The organism is Corynebacterium sp. L4757 (assembly GCF_043673995.1).
Lineage (GTDB): Bacteria > Actinomycetota > Actinomycetes > Mycobacteriales > Mycobacteriaceae > Corynebacterium.
On record NZ_JBIMEN010000008.1, the window covers coordinates 1 to 20,933 of the forward strand.

Genomic DNA, 20,933 nt, shown 5'->3' on the forward strand with positions numbered 1-20,933 from the left:
TGTTAGGACCACGGATTTAGTAACACCGTGGTGAGTATCCAGTAACGCCCGGGTGAGTATCGAGTAACACCCGGGCGTTGACTATGCGCCGCTACTGCGTATTGGCTTCGAGGCGCATGTTCGGACCTTCCAGCGTGATGATCTCAGCGCCAACGACAAGCCGATTCAGTATCGACTCGGCGATGACAGCATCCGGGATGGACTTGTACCACTCATCGGGCGTGAACTGGGAGGTGACAATGGTTGATCCCCGGTGTTCACGCTCAGCAAGAATGTTGAGCAGCTGGTGTGCTGTGGCAGCATCAATCGGCGTTGTTAAGAAGTCATCAAGCACGAGTACATCCGCCAGGTGGAGATCTTGAAGAAACTCCATGCGTGCTGCGTCATCATGGCGCAGCACCATCAGCTGGTTAGCCAGGGTGTCTGTGCGGAAGAAACGAGCAGAGTAGTCGTTTCTGCACGCAGCGGTAAGTAGTGCTTGGGCCAGGTAGGTTTTGCCGACGGATGATTTGCCGAGGATGACAATGCTTTGCGCTTTTTGACACCATTGGCAGTGAGCGAGTCTGGTGATTTGCTCTTTGTTGAGGTTGCGGCCGGGTGTGTAGGTGATGTCTTCGATACACGCATCGAGATTTGGCGATCGGGATGCTTTGAGTAATTTGTTGACTCGTCGTTCACGCTTGGCCGCAACTTCTTTATCGAGTGCGTAGAGCACCTTGTCAGAAAAACTCCATGAGTCGAAGATGGGATCTGCTGCAATATCAATCACGGTTCGGCCAAAAGCCGTCATCCGGAGATCGGTAAAGACAGGCAGGATCGATTCATCAAGAAAGCGCGCTGATGCTGACGCTGGTTGTGGCTGTGTCATGACTGCGAAGGTCCTTTCTTCGTGAGGTTTTCCATACTGAACTGGGCAGACCCACCCAGATATGCACCGCGGGTATCGCGTGCGTGTTCCACCGGTGGTGTTTCAGGCGGTGTTGCAGCTGGCAGATCATGGCCTGTCGGGCGGGTTGATTGGTCTTTGCGTACCGCGGCCATCATGTTTTTCACCGCGGTATACGACACAGCCCTCCTGGTGCCATCAGGTGCGATCAGGCGTGCACAGGCTTGTTCCAGAATCACTTTGTTGGCGTGTTTGCCCATATTCAGTACGTTTCGGCACGACTGAAATGCCTGGACAGGGATTGCCTTTGCGCTGATGAGTTCTTCGATGACTGTCCGGGTTGCTGGACCGATCTTGGCTGCTTCACGGTAGAAGTACTCACTGGTCCACAATCCTGTGGTATCAGCCATGTTGGCAGGAATATGATCCACATCGGTGACATAGATCCCACGGGCTTGGGCAAGCCGGTGGGTTGCAACACGCTGCCCGGCATCAAAGACGGTTACTTCATTGCCAGTGATACGTACATCGACAGTCCGGCCGACAAGCTGGTAAGGCACCGAATAACGTGCAGTGTTGACGGTGATGTGGAAGTTGGGGGCGACTTTCGCACGTTTCCATTCGGTATGCTGCCACGGTGTTGTGGGAAGTTCGCCGAGTACATCGTGTTCAAACTCGTCAAAGAGCATCCTTCTGCTGGTGTTGTTACCGCGAAACGGTACCGCGTCATTGATGCCGTCAACCAGGCTGCGGATGCGTGCATTGAGTTCATCGAGCCCAACGCATTGATGCCCGTGGAGGGTGTGGATGACTTTTTGGGTGATGATCTTGACTGCTGCTTCTACATTCGCCTTGTCCTTTGGACGCCGAGCACGAGCAGGCAGCGCGGCAGTGTTGTAGTGCTCAAGGAATTCCTCGTAGGTGGAATTGACCTGCCGGTTGCGGTCAGCAGCACTAATTGCGTGTGATGCTGTCGAAGCATTATCAGGCACGATGACTTCAGCAACCCCGCTGAAGTATTCAAATGCTTGGATATGTGCCCACAGCCACGCTTGTTGTCGCTGGTTCGGGCAAGCACAGGCAAATAACATGCCGGAATACGGTAGTGATGCTACGAAAATGCTGACTTTTGCACCTCGGGCATGGGTTGGGTCGAACAGGCGCATTGCGGTGCCGGCCCAGTCGACTTGCATGGTGTGTCCCGGGGCATGGGTAATGCGTGCTGTAAGTCCTGTGACATCGACGTGTTCAGCAACAAGCTGGCGGAAGCGCTCGTAGCTGTAGTAACGCTGGGATGGGTGGGCTGGTTGGGTGGTGTAGCGGCCCCACAGGACTTGGAGGGTGACTTTGTTGCGGCCGGTGCGTGCTTTGGTCACTGCGTCGAAGTCGATGGGTACGAAGTCGCCTTGGGCAGCACTTCGGCCATCAACAAACCATGTGGCCATTTCTTCGTCGGTAATACCGGCGAGTTGTTCGCAGGTTGTGATCTGGTGTGCCGCTATTGTGTGGCGGGCTTTTTGGACTGTGGTGTGTGAGCATCGCACAGTCGAGCAGATTTGGCGGACGGACCAGCCTTGTAAGACTAGGTCCATCACGGCCCGGTAATCAGTCACGATCGGACTCCTCTGATGATGCCGCGTGCCCTGTTGTCACGCGGTCAGAAGAATCTTCTCCCAAAGCGTTACTCGATACTCACCATTGCGTTATCCGATAGTCACCACGGTGTTACTAGATACCCCCGCGCAACAATCAAACCCCTTGTGGGCTTGCGTACTTTAATCTTGAGAAAGCTAAGGAGCCTTCCCCATGGGCACATCTTTGCTTCTGGCAGTGGAAAAGCCTCAACTGCCGCGCCCAACTCTGCGTGATATTCGCCGTGACATCGGTCCACAGGAAATCGTCGACGGTCTTGTCGCGCTGATTTTCTCTGCGTCTGGTCCTATTGCGGTGATCCTGGCTGCGGCTGCGGCGGGCAACCTCAGTCCTGATGAGACATCATCGTGGATCTTCGGTGCATTTCTCGGCAACGGAATTCTCACTCTGCTGCTGACATACTTCTACCGCAGTCCGCAGGCGTATTTCTGGACTATCCCCGGAACTGTGCTCGCCGGCGATGCTTTAGTGCATTTATCTTTCGGTGAAGTTATTGGCGCGTATCTTGCCACCGCTATCTTGGTGTTCTTGCTGGGCTGGACAGGGCTCATCGGCAAGATCATGGCCATCTTGCCGCCGACAATTGTGATGGCGATGGTCGCTGGCATCTTCTTGCGCTTTGGCCTGGATTTAATCGGTGCCGCCACGGATGATCCATGGATTGCTATCCCGATGATCCTGCTCTTTTTGGTTTTGAGCGCCTCGCCTAAGATTGCTGCGGTTGCGCCGCCGGTGGCATTGGCCGCTGTGATTGGCGTAGTCATCGCGGTTGCCTCTGGGCGTCTGGGATCCGGAATCCTTGATGATGGCATCATTGCCACACCAGTGGTGACCACACCCGAATTTTCTTTCGCTGCCATGTCAGAGCTAGTTATTCCACTGGCGATTACCGTGGTGATTGTTCAAAATGGTCAGGGCATCGCGGTCCTGCAAGCGGCAGGGCATAAGCCGGGCGTCAACTTGGCTGCGGCAGCCAGTGGCCTGGTTTCTGTGCCTATGGCCCTGATTGGCAATGTCACCTCGTGCTTGACCGGTCCCACCAATGCATTGATTGTTTCCGGCCCCAACCGCGAGCGCCATTACACTGCGGCGATGGCCACGGCGATCGGCGCCATCGTGGTGGGATTATTCTCGCCAGTCTTCGTTGGGTTTATGCTTGCGATGCCAGCGGCATTCATCGCAGCGCTCGCTGGAATTGCGATGCTCGCACCACTAAAGAATGCTTTCCTTGCAGGGTTCTCTGGCCCATTTTCTACTGGCGCCTTGGTTTGTTTCCTTGTCACCATTTCGGAGCTTTCGCTACTGGGCATCACCGCTCCATTCTGGGGCATTGTCTTTGGCTGCTTGGTGGCATGGATTATGGACCCCAAGCCGGCGAATGCTGAGTCAGCCAAAGCGGCGCCAGAAAAAGCTAAGCCAGTAGAGACTGAGTCAGAGGCAGCAGACCAAAACTTGGAGCAAGATGAGAAAGGTCAGCAGGTACAGCCCGGTGCTGCGGACATAGAAAAAGAAGATCTGATGGCTTTCGAAGAAGAACTGAAAGACTCTGATGCCTATCAGCGCTCAACGACGCATTAACGAATTCTTACCTTCTTTGATGCCGCGAATGCTCTCTGCGAGAAGCCCGTTGATGTAGATTGTTATTCTTCATGTGCAAAAGGTGAGCAAGGGCTAGGGAAGCGCGGTGTATTACGGTGACAGCACCACAAGGCCGGATGCCTGGACGGACGGAGTCTGGGCTGAGCGTTGTCCGAAAAGTGGTGGGGTACGTCGTGCGGGAAGAGCAGTTAGTCGTGTTTACACACGACGACGTCCCACTCGAGATTACGGGAGTTCAGGTGCCCGCTGGAACGATTGAGCCAGGAGAGACTCCGGAGGATGCTGTCGTGCGGGAAGTGTTGGAAGAAACCGGCGTGAACGCGCGAATTGTCAAAGCTTTGGGCGTGGAGCTTCATGATGCCCGGCTCAAGAAGCCCGAAATCCATGAGAGGCACTTCTTCCACCTGGAACCCGTTGATGACCAGACCCCCGAGCGTTGGCCCGGGGGTGAGAGTGATGCCTCAGACGGCAGTGAGCCACAGTCTTGGACATGCTTTTGGATTCCACTTGAGCAGTCACAGGTGCTGTGCGCGGGATTTGGCGCGAAGCTGGGGCAAATAGCCTTTTAGCTCAAGAGCATCTTGATGGTCAGTGCGATCATGATGCAGCCGATGCCGAAGTTGATAGCGCGCCAGACCGCTGGGCGGGACAGCACGTGAGAGAACTTCGCTGCGGACAGACCGATGGTGGGAAACCACATCAGGCTTGCCATGACTGCGCCGCCGGCAAATAGCCATCGGCCCTCAGTGCCGTATTGGTTAGCCAGGCCACCAATCATGACGAGAACATCAACGTAAGCAGCCGGGTTTAGCCAGCAAATGGCCAAGGTTGCCAATGCTGGCTTCATCCACGTGGTCTTTTCCATCTTGCGGCGAAGTTTGGTTACTGGCCTGCGGGTATCAACAGCTGTGCCACCGCCTCCTTGCGGACCATTGCCATTCAAAGTGCCATCGAAGGCATCTACCTGCTGGGTCTTATTGGGTTCCGAATCAGCAGGGGAGAGCGTTTCCACCTTGTCGCGGAAGGCATCTTTGAAGCAGAGGAATGTGAAATATGCCAGGTAAGCAGCGCCCAGGTACTTCAAAATCACCAGTGCGGTAGGGAAGGTTTCCACCAAATAGCCAACGCCCGCGGTGCCAGACAAAATCAGGATGACGTCCGAAACAGCGCAGATCGCAATGACGACCCAGACGTGGTCGCGTTTAATGCCTTGCTTCAGCAGGAGTGCATTTTGTGGACCAATTGCGACGATAAGCGAGATACCGAGCGCAAAACCTGCAATGATGATGGACACTGTTGACATAGCTATACTGTGCAGCTTGAATGAGATGAAGTCCAGTTATAGAAACTCATCCTAGATTAGATTAGCTTAATGAATCCCGTACATTTAGAAACACTGCTGGCCATCGTTGATGAAGGCAGCTTCGAGTACGCCGCAACGGTGCTCGGAATCACACCTTCCGCAGTAAGTCAGCGGATTAAGGCGCTGGAGGCATCGACAGGCAGGGTACTGCTGCGTCGCGCTAATCCGGTCACCGCGACCGATGCGGGTGAAATTCTCGTCCAGTCCGCTCGCCGCATGGCTTTGGTCCAGGCTGAGACAGACGCGCGTCTGGGGCAACGTCTCCAGCGCGTGCCGCTTTCCGTTGCTGTCAATAATGACACCTTGGCAACATGGTTCAAATCAGTCATGAAAGAAATGGCGCAATATGGTGAGGCGGCGCTGCGCCTGCGGGTAGAGGATGAAACTCGTACGCTATCCATGCTGCGGCGCGGCGACGTGCTGGGCGCCATCACTCATGAGGAGGCGCCGGTATCTGGTTGTGTTTCCGAATACCTGGGCACCATGCGGTATGTGGCGGTGAGTACCCCGGAAATTAAAAGCCGTTTCACCACGGAGATGGGTTTAGTGTGGCGGCAGATGCCGCTGGTTATTTATGGCCCGCAAGATGCGATCTTGGACCAAGCCATGCGAGATCGCTCGGTTGAGCTGCACGTCATTCGCGGAAGGGTCTCACAGATTCCCACCTCGGAAGCCTATTTAGAAGCAGTGCGTATTGGACTGGGATGGGGAGTGCTGGCAGAGATTCAAGTCCAGCAATACCTGGACTCGGGTGAATTGGTGGCGCTCGATGGCGAAGATATTGAAGTAGACCTTTACTGGCAGCGTTGGCGCCTGGAATCTGAAGTGCTGGAAAAACTCACCAGTGCGGTGGTCAGCGCGGCACGTATAGCCTTGCCACAGAAGAAATCTCCGGATAAGAAGTCTTCGGAGAGTGCCGAGTAGTTGGAAACTCAAGAAAAGCTGAGCAGCAACCATCGTGGATGCTGCTCAGCTTGGGAGACTATATCTTCTTCTTAGTTCCTCTTATCTCTATTTAGCGCTCGAAGAGAGGGAGCTGAAAGTCTTCGGGATTCTTGACTTCCTCGCCCTTAGGTAATGCGCCTGGCAGGGTGGTGCCGTCGGCGAAAGGCTGACCGCCGAAACGATCGCGGTCGTGGGATTCCATAAGCCAGGACATATCTGGGCCAAATGGAACAATCTTGGTTGGGTTAATCTCAGTGTGGACCACGAAGTAGTGCTGCTTGATCTCAGTGAAATCGGTGGTGTCACCAAAGCCTGGGAGCTGGAAGAGCTCCTGTAGATAGCCGCGAATATTCGGCATCTCAGCCATCTTGTGGCGGGAGCACTTGAAGTGGCTGTAGTAGACCGGATCGAAGCGGATCAGTGTCACGAAAAGACGGATATCGGTCTCAGTGATGTGATCGCCAATCATGTAACGCTGCTTGCCCAGGCGCTCTTCGACCCAATCAAGCGCGGACCACATGAACTCATACGCTGACTCATAAGCGTCTTGGGAGCCTGCGAAACCACAGCGGTAGACACCGTTATTGATGGATTTGAAGATGTAGTAGTTAATCTCCTCCATCTCTTCTGCATGCTCTGCTGGGTAAAGATTAGGTGCGCCCTCACGCTGGAAGTCTTTCCAGTTGGTGATGAAGTCACGCACGATGGAAGGGTAATCATTGGTAACCACGCGGCCGGTGGATTCTTCCACGATGGCCGGAACGGTAATGCCACGTGGGTAATCGGGGAAACGCTTGAAGTATGCATCCTGCAGACGTGGGATCTGCAGGACGGGATCCACGCCGCCCTCATCCAAATCGAAAGTCCATGAGCGCACATCGTGGGTAGGGCCAGCGAGTGCCAATGAGATGGTGTCTTCTAAGCCCATCAGGCGGCGTGCAATAACAGTGCGGTGTGCCCATGGGCAGGCGCGCGCGGCAGCAAGACGGTAGCGTCCGGCTTCCTGCGGCCAGTAGAAGGTGCCATCTTCTTGCTCTGTTGGCTCAGTGATGCCTGGAACGATTCGGTCTTCGATGTAGTTGGTGTCGCGAACAAACTCACCATCTGGTGAGGCATTGCGTGCGTCGCCGAATTCTTGATCATTAGCTTCTGTGGACAAGAGGCACTCCCTTTCAATTGTGTTGACGTGTCAACAACCTTACATCATTTCCCAGTTCCTATCTAGAAGCGTAACCAAGATCTCGGCTTAGCAGCGCCGTACTTAGTGCGGGAAATGGCGTGGCGCGCCGATAATGTCGCAGCCGAAAAGGCAGATTTCGCCTAGTGTTGAGGTTATGAGCACGAATAAACCGTCCAATGATCAACCTGATAAGGCATCAGACTTTGATGATGAGTTGGGTGTTCCTTCGTACTACCCAAAGACTGATTCCACATCAGGTGCCACCGACAAATCCTCCGCTGCGTCTTCTGCCAGCCCAAGTGGCAGCACGACGGTATCGGCAAGTAAGCCAGCAGAGCAAAAGCCATCTGGACAGAAGTCAGGCGGGCCAAATAGCGAGCCAACCTTGTCCTTTAATCGCCCCGGCGAAGCTGAAGTAAACAAGGCTAATGCTTCGCAAAAGCCAGCAGCTTCCAAGGGGTCTACTCCGTCCGGTGCAAACTCGTCAAAGAGTCAGCCAGCTGGTTCTTCATCCAACAGTGCTAGGCCAGCGGGGGAAGGCTCAAAAGCATCCGCTTCTTCTTCAGCGTCTGCTGCAACCGGAGCTGCCGCTGGCGCTGTGGGTGCAGGTGCAGCCGCTGGTGGTGCAGGAGCGAATGGGGCACCTGGTGCGAAGAAGGATGCTGCAGAGTCGGGTGTGAAGGTGACGGATTCTTCGGAACCGAAGCGCTCTAGCGTATTTGATCGTCCTGGCCGTGCTCAGCCGCAAGAAATTACGCCAAATAGCAATACGTCGAATACCAATCAGGCTCCACAGGCACCTGTTGAGTCCCAACCTACGGAGACGATGACCTTGGGTCCCACAACTGGTTCACAAAATAATTCCTACGATGACCGTGACTTTGCTAATCGCAATGACTCCTCCGCAAATGATCCGACCACGGTGACGCCGGCACAGAGCGGCTACGGTGACGCGCAGACCTCAAATAATCTTTATTCCAACGAGCCAACTACCGTGAACCCTGCGGTAGCAGGCGCGGGAGCTGCCGGCGTCGGTGCAGCTGGGGCGGGCGCGAACGCTGCACCGGCACAGCAATTTGATACGCCATCGAGTTACTCGGATGAGACCGCGATGGCACTGGATGCGGAAACCGCTGCGGCAGCGCAGGCTGAGGAAGAAAAGGCGTTGCGCAAGCAGTATGGCAAGCGCGGCACCATTGACTTTGGTTTGCTCTTCATCCGTATTGCTTTGGGTGCTTATCTGATTATTGAAGGTGTGCGCACCCTGTTCACCATCGGTGATAGCGCGGGTATCTCCGGTCTAGAGACCGAGTTTGCTAATTACGCGATGGCGAACATTCTGGCCATCGGTGTTCCGGTAGCGCAGTTGGGCGCCGGTGTATTCTTGGTTCTGGGTCTGCTCACGCCATTTGCGGCCATGGTCGGCATGGTTGTTACTGGCTTCCTGGCTATTCATGAACTGGCAGTATCCGGTGCTGGCCTGGACGTCTTCGGCTGGCCAGAGACTCTGTGGCTGTCACTTATCCTGTTCGTTATTAACGTCGGTATCCAGTTCACCGGTCCAGGCTTCATCTCCGTTGACTCCGCGCTGGGCGTAAAGGCACTTTCGAGCCCAGCACGTCGCCCACTGGCATCCTCGTGGATCTTCTTCATTTTGGGCGCTGCAGCACTGGTTGCCGTCTGGTGGTTCGGCGCAGGCATCAACCCGCTGCCTTAAGAACTAACGGCACAGCCTTAGACACAATAGAGCGCGTTTCCCGCTACTTTCATGAAAGAAAGTTGGCAGGAAACGCGCTTTTGTCTTGCTTGCAATGAAACTGATTAATCAGTTAGTCCGCTTGCGCGATGACTAAGTCAATTGATTATGCAGACGTAGAGGACTCAGAGGCCTTAATGCTCTCAGACGACTGAGTAGCAGCAGCATTGGCCTGAGCGCTGCGCGCGGTGTCGAGCTTGGGCACGAAACGCAGCATGTAGGCGGTAGCGAGCATGGTGAGGATGGCCATCCAGACGAAGTCGCTGACTACGATTTTGAGGGTGAAGGTCAGCTCCCAGACATTGATGCCATCGCCTAGGTACCACTTTGGTGGGACGGTTAGCACCATGAATGCCCAGGCGCCGAGGATGGAGACCAAGATGCCGGAGACCCAGTTAAGGTGGCGCCAGGACAGTGCGCGGTAGAGCAGCACTGGAATCGCGATGGCCAGCCAGACCCAGTGGTGGGACCAACTGACGGGGGAGATGAGCAGCATGATGAATGAGTTGATGATCCAGGCTTCGGTATTCAGCCCGCGGCGCATCAGCGCCACCATGATCCAGCCACCCAGGACCACGGTGGCCACAGCCAGGATGAGCCAGATGATATTGGTGAGCATGGAGGCATTGTTCATAGCTTCTTGGGAGGTGAACAGGCGCTCCAAAAAGCCCTTGATGGAGCTATTGGATTGGTAGGCAGTTTCAACGCCAAAGTCGCCGCCGGAGCCCATGGAGAGCAGATTGACGGTGAAGTATTCCCACGCCACATCCCAGCGAACAGCCGCGGCGATCAGCGTTGCCACGATGGCGGAGACGCCGGCGGTAATGATCGGCTTGATTTCTTTGCGCAGCAAGAAATACAGCAACATCGCCAGGGGAGTGATCTTAATTGCGGCTGCAAGGCCAATCAGCCAGCCCTGTGGCAGCCACATGAGGCGCTTGCGTGGAATGAGGTCCATGACAACCAGCGCCATGATGACGATGTTGACCTGTGCGAAGCCATTATTCAGGCGTACTGGTTCAAAGATGAGGACAATGCCCCAAATTAGGAAAGCAACGCCAAAGACATCACTGCCAGCAAAGGGCGTCTTGCGCTGCTTATTGAGGTAGAACGCCAGCAAAATGATCAACAGACCAATCAGCAGATTGGAGAAGACAATCATGATATCGCCGGCCGTATTATTGCTAAACCAATCGCCGGCCAAAGGCACCATCGCCAAAGCACCAAAAGGCGGGTAGATAAATGGCAGGGCAATATCGCCGGCCATCATTGGTTCGGAGTAGACCTCACCGCCCTGCATGAAGGCCTTGACGCCTTCACGGTAGATGATCATGTCAATCGGGAAATCAGTCATGCGCACCTGAATGGTGGTGACAATGGTGGCGATGATGACACCGATAGCAGCCAGCACTCCAGCGACAGCGGGCGGGAAGAAGCGAGACGCAGCAGATGCAGCGGGCTCACTCGGGTCGGCCGCATTGTGGCTGGACGCGTTGCGTGGCTCGGTGCGTGGCGCGCTGCCGGGCTGGCTAGAAGAAGAATTCGGTGAGGTAGTCACGGGGCATAATATTAGGCGGTGGGCCAGTACTTAGGTAAATACTGACCCACCGCCTGATGCTAAGTGTGGTGAAACCGACTAGTTGATGTAGCCGTCCACAACACGAACAGCGCCCATATCAGCAGAGGTTGCCATGTTTGCGTATGCGCGCAGTGCCTTGGTGACAGGACGGTCGCGGTTGATTGGGGTCCATGGCTTTTCGCGGGACTCCTGGGCCGCGCGGCGGCGTTCCAGCTCATCCTCGTCAATGTCCAAAGTCAGCTGACGGTTGATGACATCGATGGTGATCTGGTCCCCATTTTCCACCAGACCGATGACGCCGCCGTGGGCGGCCTCAGGGGAGATGTGGCCAATGGACAGACCAGAAGTACCGCCGGAGAAGCGGCCATCGGTGATCAGCGCACACTTCTTACCCAGACCGGAACCCTTGAGGAAGGACGTTGGGTGCAGCATCTCCTGCATGCCCGGACCACCGGATGGGCCCTCGTAGCGGATGACAATGACATCACCTGGCTGAACCTCACGCTTCAAGATGATGGACACTGCCTCTTCTTGGGACTCCACAACGCGTGCAGGGCCCTGGAAGTGCCAGAGCTCTTCTTCCACGCCGGCTGCCTTAATGATGGCGCCATTTGGTGCCATATTGCCGCGCAGAACCACCAGGCCACCCTGGTCGGAGTAGGAGAATTCCTCGGAGTGGATGCAGCCATTTTCCTGGTCGGTGTCCAAAGACTCCCAAACATTCTCGGTGGAGAAAGGCTCGGTGGTGCGAACGCCACCTGGCGCAGCCAAGAACAAGTCACGAGCCTTGTCCAAAGACTTGCCACCGCGGATATCCCAGTCATCCAGCCACTGGCTGGCATCCTTGTACAGCGCGGTGTGAACATCCATGTTCAGGTGACCGCTACGGCGCAGCTCACCCAAGATGGCAGGGATACCACCGGCGCGGTGGACATCCTCAATGTGCCACACACCATTCGGTGCAACCTTGGACAGAACCGGTACCTCATCGGAGACCTTTTCAATGTCCTTCAGGGTGAAGTCGATTTCACCTTCCTGAGCCGCAGCGAGTGTGTGCAGGATGGTGTTGGTGGAGCCGCCCATAGCCATATCCAGTGCCATCGCATTGAAGAATGCTTCCTTGGTCGCGATATTGCGTGGCAGCATGGATTCATCTTCTTCACCATAGTAGCGGCGGCACATATCCACGATGGTGGAGCCGGCCAGCTCAAAGAGGCGACGACGGTAAGCATGGGTTGCCAAGGTGGTGCCATTGCCAGGCAATGCCAGACCCAGTGCCTCAGTCAAGCAGTTCATGGAGTTAGCGGTGAACATACCGGAGCAAGAACCGCAGGTTGGACATGCAGACTGTTCGACTTCTAGCAGGCCAGCATCATCAACATCATCGGATGCAGATGCGGTGATAGCAGTGATCAAGTCAGTTGGGGCCTTAGCAACACCATCAACCACAACGGCCTTGCCGGCCTCCATAGGGCCACCAGAGACAAAGATGGTTGGGAAATTCAAACGCAGGGCCGCATTGAGCATGCCCGGGGTGATCTTGTCGCAGTTAGAGATACACACCAGGGCATCAGCGGTGTGAGCATTAACCATGTACTCCACGGAGTCGGTGATGATCTCACGCGATGGCAGCGAGTACAGCATGCCGGCGTGGCCCATAGCAATGCCGTCATCAACCGCGATGGTGTTAAATTCCTTTGGCACGCCGCCCGCCTCACGGATGGCATCAGCAACAATGTCACCAACATTCTTTAGGTGAACATGGCCTGGCACGAACTGCGTGTAAGAGTTGGCAATAGCCACGATGGGCTTACCAAACTCATGGTCAGCGGTACCGGTTGCGCGCCAGAGGGCGCGGGCACCAGCAGCTTGACGGCCAACGGTGGTTACTTTTGAGCGCAGAGGAAACATCTAAATATCCTAAATAAGTATCTAAAGCAGGGAAAATGTCATCGGAGTGTCTATCTGCTCCGCGGGAGCCTTATGTCGTTGGGGTAACGCTTCGCGGCGGGGTGTCCGCCTCGGCTTGTACTAGTTCATGGGCGAATGCTGGATTAAAGGAGGTGTTCTTTTCGCAGCCTCGTAGAGTGCTCACTCTACTCTTTCAACGTCACGTCAACTAATTTTCTTCCCGCGAAGCAATAATTGGGTAAAACCCAGGTTGCAGTTGGGGCTATTTGCCGCTTTCATCATTGCGGCGAGAGGTTGGAGCATTGCTTGCCGATGCCTCCGTAGCCTCATTCGCCACCTCATATTCGGCAAACTCTTCCTTACTCATGAGAATTTGCTGGCCATCGCGGTGAACAACCACGACCTTGTCATCGGCAGCAATTTGGCCCTCGGTCAATGCATCAGGAATGCGTCCGCGGGATGCGTCATAAAGCTTTGGTAGGGAATTGAAGGTGACGCCAGGAAGGGTGTGCTGCTCGCCGGATTTAGTGGAGGCAAAAGACTTTGCGCCCTTAAAGCCCACGCCGTCGAATTCATCCCAGGAAATCTTCTGAGCGCCGCGGAAGGCGTAGCGGATAGCAATGCCCTTTTCGCCCACGGTGGTCTTGGCGCGCAAAATCATGTAAATCCACACCAGCGGAATAATGACGGTCCAGCCCAAAAGAAGTGGGTTCCAGCCGGCCATAATGATGCAGACCATGGCCATCAATGCGATGGCAAAGACGTGGGTGCGTTCAGGCACAAAAACCTTGGTCTCACCGGTCGGTGCAGGAATCAGGTCCTCAGGTTTGGGGGTGGATTTTGCAGCCTTGTCGGCGTTTTCGGCAGGCACAGGTTCGCTCATGTCATCCAATGCTAATTAGTTTTCATAGCAAGGGGTTAATTGGTGCTGCCGTGTCACACCCAAAATGCAGGCATATCCCGCATGTTGGGATAGAAATTCCACCTAGTGGGGGTGTTAAGTGGACTGAGTGAAAATCGTGTGTATGATGTAGCTCATGATCAACATTCGACTTCAGGTGGTAGTAGTAGCAGCGCGGCGCTTGCCGTAGCGGCCATTTGAAGTCGTTGAAAAGCAAGTGCCCTCGCCAACTCCCACCAGAGTTGAGTCGGGGGCTTTGTTCTTTTAAATATCGGCCCACCCATAGCTGATTGTGATCTGTGCTTGTTATAAGCCTCATGTACCCAGAGCAGGGGTAAGTGACAAGTCGCTTAATTCAATAGTCAATTGATAGACGTCCATGACCTAAGGAGCATTTCCACCGTGGCAGCTTCCACAACGCCCTCCCCAGCTTCGGTGGCCTCTTCTTCTGGCGCAAAGCCAGGACCAAAAGGCCCGGAGCGAATGACAGGCGCTCAAGCTATTGTTCGCACTCTCGAAGACCTCGGCACGGAGCTAGTCTTCGGCATCCCTGGCGGCGCCGTGCTGCCTTTGTACGATGCCATTAACCGCTCCGAGACCGTGCGCCACGTTCTTACCCGCCATGAGCAGGGTGCTGGCCACGCCGCTGAGGGCTACGCGCTAGCGTCCGGCAAGGTCGGCGTGTGTATCGCAACCTCTGGCCCGGGTGCCACCAACTTGGTGACCCCGCTGGCCGATGCCAACTTGGACTCCGTTCCAATTGTTGCGATCACCGGTCAGGTCGGGTCCCACCTTTTGGGTACTGATGCCTTCCAGGAGGCAGATATTCGTGGTGTGACCATGCCGATTACCAAGCACAATTACATTGTCACGGATCCTAATAAGATTCCTGAGGCAATTGTGGCAGCATTCCACCTCGCGTCCACTGGCCGTCCTGGCCCAGTTCTGGTGGATATCCCGAAGGATGTTCAGAACGCGACGATGGAATATTCCTACCCGCCGAAGTTCTACATGCCGGGCTATAAGCCAACCACCAATCCGCACTCCCGCCAGATTTCCGCGGCCATCAAGATGATTTCTGAGGCGTCCCGCCCAGTTCTCTACGTCGGTGGCGGTGTTATTAAGGCTGATGCCTCCCGCGAGCTGATGGAATTTGCGGAATTCACCGGCATCCCAGTGGTCACCACCCTGATGGCACTGGGCGCTTTCCCGGATCCCCACCCACAACACATGGGTATGCCGGGCATGCACGGTACCGTTCCAGCCGTTGGCGCGATGCAGCGTGCAGACCTGTTGATTGCCATCGGCGCGCGTTTTGATGACCGTGTGACCGGTGACGTCGATACCTTCGCGCCCAATGCGCAGGTTATCCACGCTGATGTGGATCCTGCGGAAATCGGCAAGATCCGCGAGGTTGCTATCCCGATTGTTGGTGATGCGCGTGAGGTGCTCTTGGTGCTGACCAAGACCTATCAAAACAGCACCAAGTACGCGGTTCCAGAAATCGAAGAGTGGATGACCTACCTGAGTGATCTACAAAACCGTTTCCCACGCGGCTGGGAGCCCACCGAAGACGGCAAGCTCAACCCACAGTTGATTCTGGAGAAGCTCTCTGAGGAAATTGGCCCGGATGCCATCTACGTTGCTGGCGTTGGCCAGCACCAGATGTGGGCGGCACAGTTCATTGACTTTGAGCACCCACGCACCTGGCTCAACTCCGGTGGTGCGGGCACCATGGGCTACTCGGTGCCAGCGGCATTGGGTGCGAAGGCGGCCATGCCAGATAAGGAAGTCTGGGCAATCGACGGCGATGGCTGTTTCCAGATGACCAACCAGGAATTGACCACCGCGGCACTCGAGGGCTTCCCCATCAAGGTGGCTGTTATTAATAACGGCAACTTGGGCATGGTTCGCCAGTGGCAGACTTTGTTCTATGAGCGTAACTACTCCAATACCAAGCTGCGCGAAGCTGCCGAGTACGTGCCTGACTTCGTCAAGCTGGCCGATGCCATGGGTTGTGAATCCATCCGTGTCACCACCGAAGAGGAAATCCTTCCCGCCATCCAGCGCGCGCGTGAGATCAATGACCGCCCAGTGGTTATTGACTTCATCGTGGGTGAGGACGCACAGGTGTGGCCGATGATTTCTGGTGGCGCGTCCAATGAAGAAATCCAGTACGCACTCGGTCTTCGTCCACTATTTGATGAAAACGCATCCGCAGCCGAAGAACCGGCGTCTATCCACGAGGCAGTAGAGGAGTCTGAAGACTAATGCCAGCACCACACGAAGTCACCCGCCACACTTTGTCTGTACTGGTAGAAGACGTAGAAGGTATTACCTCCCGCGTTGCCGGTATGTTTACCCGCCGTGGATACAACCTGGTATCCATCGTCTCAGCACGCACTGAGACCCCCGGCATCAACCGCTTCACCATTGTTGTTGATGCCAGCGAAATTGTGATCGAACAGGTCACTAAGCAACTCAACAAGATCATTCCAGTTATCAAAGTGGTGGAACTTGATGAGGACACCTCCGTGGCCCGCGGCATCATGCTGGTCAAGGTGGCAGCGGACAATACCAACCGTCCGCAGGTTGTCGATGCCGTGAACATCTTCCGCGCCCGGGTCGTGGACGTTGCCCAAGAATCCGTCATTGTGGAAGCGACGGGCTCACCAGGCAAGCTCCGCGCTCTGCTGGATGTTCTCGAACCATTTGGCATTCGCGAATTGGTTCAGTCCGGTCACGTGGCTCTCAGCCGCGGCCCAAAGGCTATGGCTCCCACCAAGTTCTAGAAAAGTTCTTTAAATCTATCTCATATTATGAACTATCTATCCCGTCCTGTGGTACGCTGGCGGGTAGTGAACATACACTGATACCGACTTTCAACGAAAGGTATATTTCTCATGGCAATTGAGACTTTTTACGACGATGATGCCGACCTGTCGATCATCCAGGGCCGCAAGGTAGCGGTTATTGGTTACGGCTCCCAGGGCCACGCGCACTCCCAGAACCTGCGTGACTCCGGCGTCGAAGTTGTCATCGGTTTGCGTGAAGGCTCCAAGTCCGCAGCTAAGGCTGAGGAAGCTGGCTTCGAGGTTAAGACTGTTGCTGAAGCCACCAAGTGGGCTGACGTTATCACCATCCTGGCTCCTGATACCTCCCAGGCACAGATCTTCACCGAGTCCATCGAGCCAAACCTCGAAGAGGGCAACGCACTGGTCTTCGGCCATGGTCTGAACATCCACTTCGACCTCATCAAGCCAGCTGACAACATCACCGTCGGCATGGTTGCACCAAAGGGCCCAGGCCACCTGGTTCGTCGTCAGTTCGTTGACGGCAAGGGTGTTCCTTGCTTGATCGCCATCGATCAGGATCCAAAGGAAGAAGGCCACGACCTGCTTCTGTCCTACGCAGCTGCCATCGGCGGTGCACGCGCAGGCGTCATCCCAACCACCTTCGAGGCTGAGACTGTTACCGACCTCTTCGGTGAGCAGGCAGTTCTGTGTGGCGGCACCGAGGAACTGGTCAAGACCGGTTTTGAGGTTCTGACTGAGGCTGGCTACGAGCCAGAAATGGCATACTTCGAGGTTCTGCACGAGCTGAAGCTGATTGTTGACCTCATGTTCGAGGGCGGCATTGGCAACATGAACTACTCGGTATCTGATACCGCTGAGTTCGGTGGCTACATCTCCGGCCCACGCGTTATTGACGCTGGCACCAAGGACCGCATGAAGGAAATCCTGACCGATATCCAGGACGGTACCTTCACCAAGCGTCTGATCGCTAACGTTGAAAACGGCAACAAGGAGCTTGAAGGCCTGCGTGCTTCCTACAACGATCACCCAATCGAGCAGACCGGTAAGAAGCTGCGCGACATGATGAGCTGGGTCAAGGTTGACGCTCGCGCTGAGACCGCCTAAATCTTCACCCTTAAAGCTTGAGCACAAAGCTGAGGTTTAAGAGTCACAAGAGCTAAGAAGAGCAGCTAGTCCTCCACACAACGTGGAAGACTAGCTGCTTTTCCTATTCCTCCTCCCACCTTTACGGACGTTTCTGTCCACATGCACATTTGGGCAGAAAGTGACCACCGTGTGAGATCCCCACGCGGGTGAGAACGCGGACGTATATGGTTGGGGTCATGGGTTTTATTACTCCAAGTTATGATCTTGTTGACCTTTTTAAGCGAATTGATCGCGGTGATATTCAGGTTCCCGATTTCCAGCAGGATTATTCCTGGGATGAGGACCATATCCGTTCACTTCTGGTAACTGTTCTCCGTGGCTATCCCATGGGCGCATTGATGGTGTTGGATACCCGCGATGAAAAGATGCGCTTTCGCCCACGTCCACTCGCTGGCGCACCAAAGGTTGCGGTCAACCCCGGCATGTTGCTGCTCGATGGCGAGCAGCGCCTCACCACGCTGTACCACTGTCTCCGTGGCTCTGGTCAGATCCGCACCACCGATTACCGCGGCGAGACCGTCTTCCGCCGCTATTTCCTGGACATCAAGCGCGCAGTGTCCGAAGAACTTCTGCCTGATGAAGCGATCTTCGCCGTGGATGAACATGGCGTTATCTGCTCCCACTTTGGCCCGAGCTTGGATTATCCACTTGATGGGGAAGAGGCTTTCCTCAACAGCAATTGCGTTCCGGTTTCTTGGCTGCTGTCAGAAGAGGGCACGCGCATCATGTTCTCGCTCGCTGCGCGCACTGGCGCTGCCATCAATGCCGCCTCCAACGAGGCCGCCAATGACTCCAATGGCTCTAGCTCTATTGCAGTAGACCCAGAACATTCGAAGTCAGCACCAAAAACGGCGCAGACGAACCTAAAGTTTTCTGAACTAGCTGAATTCCATAATCAAATTCTCTTCCCGTTGGCGGGCTATGATGTCCCGCTGATTCGACTCTCCCGTGAGACCGCCAGTGCTGGCGTTGGTTCAATCTTTGCGCAAGCCAATGAGTCCGGTCAAGACATGGACGTCTTTGACCTCGTAACCGCGGTTTTTGCTTCTGAGGATGAGAACTTCCGCCTGGCAGATGACTGGGCTAAGCGTGAGCGTCGTCTGCGCAAACACCCAGCGCTTGATGGAATTGGCCGGACGCAATTGCTCTCCGCGGTGTCGTTGTACACCACTGCTGATACCGGTCATGCTGGTGGCCAGCGCGAGGACATCCTGACGCTGACCCTCGAGGGATACCTTGCGGCAGCAGATAAGCTGCAGATTACCTTCCAGGAAGTAGCGGAGTTTCTACGCCAGCGTTGCATCTTCAGCTTGGAGCAAGTCCCGTACACTCAGCAGATCATTCCGTTGGCGGTCATTCTCGCACGCCTGGCAGAAATCCCGAATTGCTTATCTAGTGAGCAAGCTTGGGATAAACTCAACCGCTGGTTCTGGTCCGGTGTATTCGGTGAGCTCTATGGCTCTGATGCGGTGAAGCTGCGCGCTGCACGTGACGTGGAAGAAGTTACCGCCTGGGTTCGCGGTGAACGTGAAGAAGATCCAAAGTCTGTTCAGGACGCGCAATTCTTTGCCTCACGTCTGAATTCCGCTGATGAATCAACGGGTATCTACCATGCGCTCTATGCATTGCTGATGGCTCGCGGTGCACGGGATTGGCGCAGTGCGAAGACCTTTGACAAGAACACCTTCTTTGAGCTCGGCACTGGATTCCACCAGATCTTCCCCGAAGCTTGGTGCGCCAAAGCAGACATTGATGACCAGATCGCTGCCTCAGTACTCAACCACACCCCAATGGGCAAGCGCACCGAGGTAGTCATCGACGGCTATTCGCCGGCTCGGTACCTCTCTCGTGTGCAATCGAAGTCCCTGCTAGAAGACTCTGAGTTCGACACCATCTTGGCCTCACACGAGCTGAACCCTGATTTGCTGCTGCAAGCTGACTTCGAGTCATTCATCAGCGACCGTCGAGAACGCTTTATCGGCATGATTGAACATGCGATGGGCAAGCCAGTCATCCGGGACTTGTAGAATCTCCACTTGTCAGAATCACCCTGAGCACACCGAGGTCATATCGCACAAAACCTACGCTGCGGCATTCACTCCGTGGACGCGTGCCACAGAGTGCACTGTGGTCGAGCAATGCAGATGCGCGTTGCGGACGCACGCTCAGTAAGCTAGGTGCTCGAAGAACACCGGAGCTCGAGTAGGAGATATAGAGATTGAGTATGAAAAAGGCTAAGAGAGCAGTAGCGACGCTGTTGACTCTTAGTCTTTCGCTATCTCTAGCGTCTTGTTTTAGGACGACCGCTCCAGTTGTGACTGAAGATCTTCTCACCATGGATGAGGAGTCAATCAACCTAGACCAAGCAGCGACTGAGAACCGCAACCGATTAGTGCATGAAGAATTTCGGGATACGGTTGCTGTCCTTCCAGACCCATGGGGACTGGAATCGGTGGAGCTATTTTTTGAGCCTTCCGGTTCAGAAACCATTATTATTGCGGAAAACTCCGATGCGACCTTGCTGCGGGCAGCGTCTATTGCCGTCGCGCAGCGGGTCCCGATGGTGACTTATGATGATTCCATGCGCAGTGAACTTATCGCGCAGCTGGAGCGGCTCGGCGTCCACCGTATTCTGTTGGTTGGTCAGATTCCCTTTGCAACCACAACTGGTGCCTTAGAAGTTATTCATGACCCAGGAACCACCCGGGGGCTGGGGGAGATGACTGCATTTCAATTCACTAGCCAAGTAGTGGGGGAACCATCCCAGATGGCCCAAGCGGTATCTGATTTGGAATCCAATGACTACACCGAATTGAAGGCAGCCTGGGAGCCGCTATATCGCAATGAAGAGTGGGATGCTGAACCCGTTCCTGCGCAATCCCGCAGAGATTCTGGCATGTCACCGGTGATTATTGGTACCCCTGAGTCATCGGTCCCATCTATCGCGAATGCGAATGCGTGGGGCGGAGATGTGTGGATTATGCCAACCGGTGACCCTCGTGATTCCAAGCAGCAATCTGCGCTCGTTGCTGGTCTGGAAAATGGCCCATTGGTGGCACTTGGCCCCCAGTTTGGGGATACCAACCTGTTAACCGATAGGATTAGGCAGGGTTGGAATTCTCCGACGTCAGAAGATTCTTAGATTCTTCGTATCCTAGCAGCTGGGACATATCGCGAGTGCGATTCTCAATCACTAGG

The 20,933-nt window shown here is 55.1% G+C and carries 16 protein-coding genes; 9 read left to right on the plus strand and 7 right to left on the minus strand.

Going from position 1 to position 20,933, the window contains the following annotated elements:
- Nucleotides 1-91: 91 nt before the first annotated feature.
- Entirely contained in the window at nt 92-868 is a 777-nt protein-coding gene (locus ACG98I_RS10200; protein WP_394719293.1) for an ATP-binding protein, read from the minus strand.
- A complete protein-coding gene (istA, locus tag ACG98I_RS10205; RefSeq protein ID WP_394719292.1) occupies nt 865-2,499 on the minus strand; it encodes an IS21 family transposase in 1,635 nt (544 codons plus the stop codon). The genes ACG98I_RS10200 and istA overlap by 4 nt, the downstream gene beginning before the upstream one ends.
- Before the next feature lie 193 nt (nt 2,500-2,692).
- On the opposite strand from istA, the gene ACG98I_RS10210 reads away from it, so the two are divergent.
- A complete protein-coding gene (locus ACG98I_RS10210; RefSeq protein WP_394720533.1) occupies nt 2,693-4,117 on the plus strand; it encodes a benzoate/H(+) symporter BenE family transporter in 1,425 nt (474 codons plus the stop codon).
- 137 nt (nt 4,118-4,254) lie between these two features.
- Nucleotides 4,255-4,707: an NUDIX domain-containing protein gene (locus ACG98I_RS10215; protein WP_394720646.1), complete on the plus strand. Its 453-nt coding sequence runs from the start codon at nt 4,255-4,257 to the stop codon at nt 4,705-4,707.
- On the opposite strand, the gene ACG98I_RS10220 is transcribed toward ACG98I_RS10215, so the two are convergent.
- Complete coding sequence (locus ACG98I_RS10220; RefSeq protein ID WP_394720647.1) at nt 4,704-5,432, minus strand: LysE/ArgO family amino acid transporter; 729 nt, start codon at nt 5,430-5,432, stop codon at nt 4,704-4,706. The two genes, ACG98I_RS10215 and ACG98I_RS10220, sit on opposite strands and share 4 nt — an antisense overlap.
- Nucleotides 5,433-5,510: 78 nt before the next feature.
- Here ACG98I_RS10220 and ACG98I_RS10225 point away from each other — a divergent pair, with 78 nt between their 5' ends.
- The gene (locus ACG98I_RS10225) at nt 5,511-6,425 is read left to right on the plus strand and encodes a LysR family transcriptional regulator ArgP (protein WP_394720534.1); all 915 of its coding nucleotides are present in this window, start codon (nt 5,511-5,513) and stop codon (nt 6,423-6,425) included.
- A gap of 91 nt (nt 6,426-6,516) precedes the next feature.
- Here the strand turns inward: ACG98I_RS10225 and ACG98I_RS10230 are convergent, their stop codons facing one another.
- Nucleotides 6,517-7,605, minus strand: a complete 1,089-nt coding sequence (locus ACG98I_RS10230) for a glutathione S-transferase C-terminal domain-containing protein (RefSeq protein WP_394720536.1) — start codon at nt 7,603-7,605, stop codon at nt 6,517-6,519.
- A gap of 175 nt (nt 7,606-7,780) precedes the next feature.
- Between ACG98I_RS10230 and ACG98I_RS10235 the strand changes: the two genes are divergently transcribed.
- Nucleotides 7,781-9,343, plus strand: a complete 1,563-nt coding sequence (locus ACG98I_RS10235; RefSeq protein WP_394720538.1) for a DoxX family protein — start codon at nt 7,781-7,783, stop codon at nt 9,341-9,343.
- A 145-nt stretch (nt 9,344-9,488) separates the two neighbouring features.
- Here the strand turns inward: ACG98I_RS10235 and ACG98I_RS10240 are convergent, their stop codons facing one another.
- The 3 genes from ACG98I_RS10240 to ACG98I_RS10250 all read right to left on the minus strand — a co-directional run bounded on the left by ACG98I_RS10240 (nt 9,489) and on the right by ACG98I_RS10250 (nt 13,755).
- Complete coding sequence (locus ACG98I_RS10240) at nt 9,489-10,940, minus strand: glycosyltransferase family 87 protein (protein ID WP_394720540.1); 1,452 nt, start codon at nt 10,938-10,940, stop codon at nt 9,489-9,491.
- A 78-nt stretch (nt 10,941-11,018) separates the two neighbouring features.
- Entirely contained in the window at nt 11,019-12,872 is a 1,854-nt protein-coding gene (gene ilvD / locus ACG98I_RS10245; protein ID WP_394720542.1) for a dihydroxy-acid dehydratase, read from the minus strand.
- 262 nt (nt 12,873-13,134) lie between these two features.
- Nucleotides 13,135-13,755, minus strand: a complete 621-nt coding sequence (locus ACG98I_RS10250) for a PH domain-containing protein (RefSeq protein WP_394720543.1) — start codon at nt 13,753-13,755, stop codon at nt 13,135-13,137.
- Between the two features lie 501 nt (nt 13,756-14,256).
- Here ACG98I_RS10250 and ACG98I_RS10255 point away from each other — a divergent pair.
- From ACG98I_RS10255 to ACG98I_RS10275, 5 genes are all read left to right on the plus strand, one after another.
- Entirely contained in the window at nt 14,257-16,044 is a 1,788-nt protein-coding gene (locus ACG98I_RS10255) for an acetolactate synthase large subunit (protein WP_394720648.1), read from the plus strand.
- Nucleotides 16,044-16,565: an acetolactate synthase small subunit gene (ilvN, locus tag ACG98I_RS10260; RefSeq protein ID WP_394720544.1), complete on the plus strand. Its 522-nt coding sequence runs from the start codon at nt 16,044-16,046 to the stop codon at nt 16,563-16,565. Before ACG98I_RS10255 ends, ilvN begins: the two co-directional genes overlap by 1 nt.
- A gap of 111 nt (nt 16,566-16,676) precedes the next feature.
- On the plus strand, nt 16,677-17,693 hold the full coding sequence (gene ilvC / locus ACG98I_RS10265; RefSeq protein WP_394720545.1) for a ketol-acid reductoisomerase: 1,017 nt from the start codon (nt 16,677-16,679) through the stop codon (nt 17,691-17,693).
- 218 nt (nt 17,694-17,911) lie between these two features.
- Nucleotides 17,912-19,762: a DUF262 domain-containing protein gene (locus tag ACG98I_RS10270; protein WP_394720546.1), complete on the plus strand. Its 1,851-nt coding sequence runs from the start codon at nt 17,912-17,914 to the stop codon at nt 19,760-19,762.
- 287 nt (nt 19,763-20,049) lie between these two features.
- Nucleotides 20,050-20,877 carry a hypothetical protein gene (locus ACG98I_RS10275; protein WP_394720547.1) on the plus strand — a complete coding sequence of 276 codons (828 nt, stop codon included), beginning with the start codon at nt 20,050-20,052 and terminating at the stop codon, nt 20,875-20,877.
- The last annotated feature ends 56 nt before the right edge of the window (nt 20,878-20,933 follow it).